Origin of the sequence: Desulfonatronospira sp., from assembly GCA_003563255.1 — a bacterium.
Classification (GTDB): domain Bacteria; phylum Desulfobacterota; class Desulfovibrionia; order Desulfovibrionales; family Desulfonatronovibrionaceae; genus Desulfonatronospira.
The window spans coordinates 1-4,274 of the sequence record PWSL01000147.1 but is presented as its reverse complement, the minus strand read 5'-3'; the positions used below and the strand labels follow the sequence as shown (position 1 = coordinate 4,274).

The window sequence follows — 4,274 nt, the reverse complement described above, 5'->3', positions numbered from 1 at the left end:
GATAACAGATTTACCGACAAAGCCAGTAATGAACAAACTCTCCTCTTTCGCAGTCTCCCGCCCGGTCCTGGTGACCATGGCCACATTGATAGTTGTGCTTCTTGGCCTGGTCTCCCTGTCCAGAGTGGCCATTGACCTCATGCCGGACATCACCTACCCCACCATCAGCGTGCGCACCAGCTATGAACATGCCGGACCGCAGGAGGTTGAAAACCTCATTACCAGGCCCCTGGAACGGGCTTTCAGCGCCGTGCCCGGGGTGGACGAGATGTATTCCCGCTCTGTTGAGGGCTTAAGCGATATCCGGGTCAGCTTTGCCTGGGGAACGGACCTGGATGCAGCCGCCAATGACCTGCGCGACCGCCTGGACCGGGTCGCCCCGAACCTGCCCACTGATGCCGACCGGCCCTTTCTGCGCAAATTCGACCTGGCCAGTTTTCCCATACTTATCCTGGGGGCCTCCAGCCGCCTGGACCCCATAGAGGCCCGACAGCTCATCGAGGACGAGGTACGCCACAGGATAGAACGGGTCCCCGGGGTGGCCGCCTTGGAAATCCGTGGAGGCCTGGAACGCGAAATCCATGTAGACCTGCTGCCGGGCAAGATCCAGGCCCTGGACCTTTCCTTAGAGGAAATAAACCGGCGTATCCGTGAGGCCAACCTGAACTTCCCGGCAGGAGTGCGCGAAGAGGATCAGCATGAGACCACCGTGCGCATCCTGGGAGAATTCACCGACCTGCAGGAACTCTCAGGAACAGTCATTGCCCAGAGAGACGGGTCCACCATCAGGCTGGGTGACATCGCCGACGTCCAGGACTCCTGGGAGCGCATAACCCGCTTGGTCAGGGTCAATGGAGAACCGGGCATCAGGCTGACCATCAACAAGCAGTCCGGGGCCAATACCGTGGAAGTGGCCGGCCAGGTCCTGGAAGAAGTGGAGCGCATCAACCGTGAGTTCCCCCAGCTGGGCATTTCCCCCATTATCGACACTTCCAGCTACATCCAGAGGTCCATCACCAACGTGGCCGGAACCCTGCTCTACGGCAGCTTTTTTGCCGTGCTGGTGCTGCTCTTTTTCCTGCGCAGCCTGCGGGGCACGGCCATCGTGGCCGCAGCCATTCCCATCTCCATCGTGGCCACCTTTATCATAATATATTTCGGAGGGTTCACCATAAACCTCATGACCCTGGGGGGACTGGCCCTGGGGGCGGGGCTGCTGGTGGACAACTCCATAGTGGTTCTGGAAAACATCCACCGTAAGCGCGAAGGCGGCTCCCCACCGCCCCAGGCCTCGGTCTCCGGGGCCGGAGAGGTGGCAGCAGCCATCACCGCCAGTACTTTGACCACCATGGCCGTATTTCTGCCCATAATATTTATCAGGGGCATGGCCGGGGTCATGTTTACCCAGCTGGCCTATGTGGTGGGCTTTTCCCTGCTTTGCTCCCTGGCTGTGGCCCTGCTTCTGGTGCCCATGCTCTACTCCAGGTGCCTGGGCCCCATGAGCTGCGCCGGGGGATCTACAGGCACAGTCGGCGGCATAAATGCAGTATCTAAGCGCTTTTTCGGCAGCCTTGAATCCAGTTATCAGTCCCTGCTGGACACCTGCCTCAGGCACAGGGCCCTGACCATCCTGACCGCCGTGCTGCTTCTAATCTCCAGCCTGGCCCTGGTGCCCTACATCGGAACTGAGATGATGCCTGAAACCGATGAGGGGGAGGTGCGCATAAATATAGAAATGGATGTGGGCTCCAGGCTGGAAGTCCTGGACAGGGCCGCTTTGCAGGTGGAGGAAATCGTCAAGCGCCAGGTACCAGAGGCTGAAAACGTCATTTCCTATCTGGGCGGTGTGGGCTGGCGCTTTTCCGGCTCCCACCTGGGGGAAGTCCGTATAAGCTTAGTGGAGGAAAGTAAAAGAGACCGCTCCAGCCAGGAGATTGCAAATGACCTGCGCCGCGAGCTGAACCGGATTCCCGGAGCGCAGATAAGGACCAGGGCCGGCGGCGGGCTGTTTATCCTGCGCCTGGGCGCATCCGATGGCGACCGGGTGGAGGTGGAAATCCGGGGACATGACTTAGACACCTCTGCGGCCCTGTCCCAGAGAGTTCAGGAACTGGTGGAAGCTGTGCCCGGCATAAGCGATGCCAGTATTAGCCGCGAAACCGAGGCCCCGGAAGAAGTGATTATTGTTGACCGGGCCCGGGCCGAAAGCATGGGAGTAAGCGTATCCCAGGCCGGTGAAGCCCTGCGCACCGTGCTTTCAGGCTCCACTGCAGGCTACTTCCGGGACCGGGGAGAGGAATATTCCATCCGGGTCAAGCTCAAGGACGCGGAATTCATGCCCCTTGATGAAATCCTGGACACAACAGTGGCCGGACTGGGAGACACCGGCATTGCCCTGCGCAACCTGGTGGACGTACGCCCGGGCACCGGACCCATGAATATCGAGAGAAAGGACCAGGAAAGGATTGTTACTGTCTCGGCTGACTTTGCAGACACCAGCCTGGGAGAGGTTGTGCGCGATATTCGAAGACAGCTGGAGCTCATGCCCATTCCCCAGGGCTTCAGCATCGGTTTCGGCGGGGACTACGAAGAACAGCAGGAGGCCTTTGGAGAACTGGGACTGGGGCTTATCCTGGCCCTGGTGCTGGTGTACATGGTCCTGGCCTGCCTCTACGAGTCCCTGCGCGACCCTTTGATAGTCATGTTCGCCGTACCCATGGCCATCATCGGCGTCTGCCTGATGCTTTTTCTCACCAACACCACCTTCAATATCCAGTCCTACATAGGGTGCATCATGCTGGTGGGCATCCTGGTGAACAACGCCATCCTGCTGGTGGCCCAGACCAACCTGCTGCGCCGCAGGGACGGCATGCTCATGCAGTCCGCCATCCGGGAGGCCGGACGCAGGAGACTCAGGCCCATTCTCATGACCGCCCTGACCACCATCTTCGCCCTGACCCCCCTGGCCATCGGGGCCGGAGAAGGCGGCGAGGCCCAGGCCCCCATGGCCCGGGCCATCATAGGCGGGCTGGCCAGCTCCACTCTGGTCACCCTGGTCCTGGTCCCGGTAATGTATTCCTTCATCGCCCGTAAAGACGATAAGACTTATCACCAAAAAGCCGACGTTCTTTAATCCGTATCCATTCAGGGGGCAGGTGCCGGCCAATGGGACAGTCCCCACGACACTTTTGCTGCACTAATACAAAAGTGCAGACGCGAAATTTCGTGCACCTGCATAATCATTACTTAGCGGAGGACAGTCCCCTGGCCTTCTGCTATTAATCAACACCGAGGACCCTCTTAATGGTTACTTTAATCCAAGGTCTATGCCAGGCTATGGTCAAGGTCCACAGCAAAGCCTTCACGACGGGCCACTTCAATCAGGTGACTGCTGTTGTCTTCCTGCCATTGAGCCTCCCCCACAGGTACAGGCTCGATGCGGCTGTCAACCTCGGCAGCCAGTCGCCACAGGTTGTTAATATCCTCTCTGGTGTATGCTGAATCAAAATATGGTGATATAATCATAACATCAATATCGCTGAATTGATCAACCTGTTTATTGCCGGCAAAAGAACCGAAAATCACAGCTTTAGTGACCCTTACTCCACTGTAGGTAAGCCTTTGAATATATTCCTTGACAATATTTACAATTTCCTTTTCAACCATTGTATTGTTTCCTTTGATTTACAAAGAAGCCTCAGTACTTCTTGTTTATCCGGTATAGGGCTTAAAATATGGGGATATCGACCTTCCAGGTTGTAGGGGTTCATGTCAGCCAGGACCCATCTCTGTTGCTGTGCCAGCTTTAGATCAGCCAGCTCAGCAAGTCTGACAAGGTTATGCGTTCTGGGAGCAATATCCATGGTCTTATTGCAAACATGCGCTTTCAAAGCTTTTTCCAGTGCCAGATGTAAAAAAAAGAGACCATGCCTGATTTTTCCGGAATGCAACAATTGTTCAGCCACTTCCAGGTCCTCTTGGGAACTTTGCATCCAGAATTCCACTTGTCTGTTTATATCCATATTCCTGATTATGTCCCTTCATATTCTTAATTATAGTTAAGTACAAAGTGACATGCTTGTCAATGTTCAGTGAGCGACGTCACATCCAAAAAGTATATCAAATTTGACAAAAAAGAATTACTAAACTTTTCTATCAAACATTAAATATTGACAGATGGTTATAAATATCCTCCAACGCGGGCTATACCCGCAACCCAAGAAAAAATTTTGCTTTTATCCCAATTGGGACAGTCCCCTCGACAACATCTTTTT

3 protein-coding genes are annotated in these 4,274 nt (G+C 55.4%); 1 reads left to right on the top strand and 2 read right to left on the bottom strand.

Annotated elements, in window-relative coordinates; genetic code table 11:
- Positions 1-3,133: efflux RND transporter permease subunit (locus QZP87_RS04155; RefSeq protein WP_291321659.1), on the top strand; the 3,133-nt coding region annotated here is incomplete at its 5' end.
- A gap of 191 nt (positions 3,134-3,324) precedes the next feature.
- Here QZP87_RS04155 and QZP87_RS04150 read toward each other — a convergent pair.
- Positions 3,325-3,666 carry a nucleotidyltransferase domain-containing protein gene (locus QZP87_RS04150; RefSeq protein ID WP_291321658.1) on the bottom strand — a complete coding sequence of 114 codons (342 nt, stop codon included), beginning with the start codon at positions 3,664-3,666 and terminating at the stop codon, positions 3,325-3,327.
- Positions 3,645-3,992, bottom strand: coding sequence for a HEPN domain-containing protein (locus QZP87_RS04145; RefSeq protein WP_291321657.1), 348 nt, complete (start codon positions 3,990-3,992; stop codon positions 3,645-3,647). Before QZP87_RS04145 ends, QZP87_RS04150 begins: the two co-directional genes overlap by 22 nt.
- Positions 3,993-4,274: the final 282 nt, after the last annotated feature.

Coding starts and splice junctions, on each gene's coding strand:
- QZP87_RS04150 (WP_291321658.1), bottom strand. CDS start 3,666: ATGGTTGAAAAGGAAATTGTAAATATTGTCAAGGAATATATTCAAAGG.
- QZP87_RS04145 (WP_291321657.1), bottom strand. CDS start 3,992: ATGCAAAGTTCCCAAGAGGACCTGGAAGTGGCTGAACAATTGTTGCAT.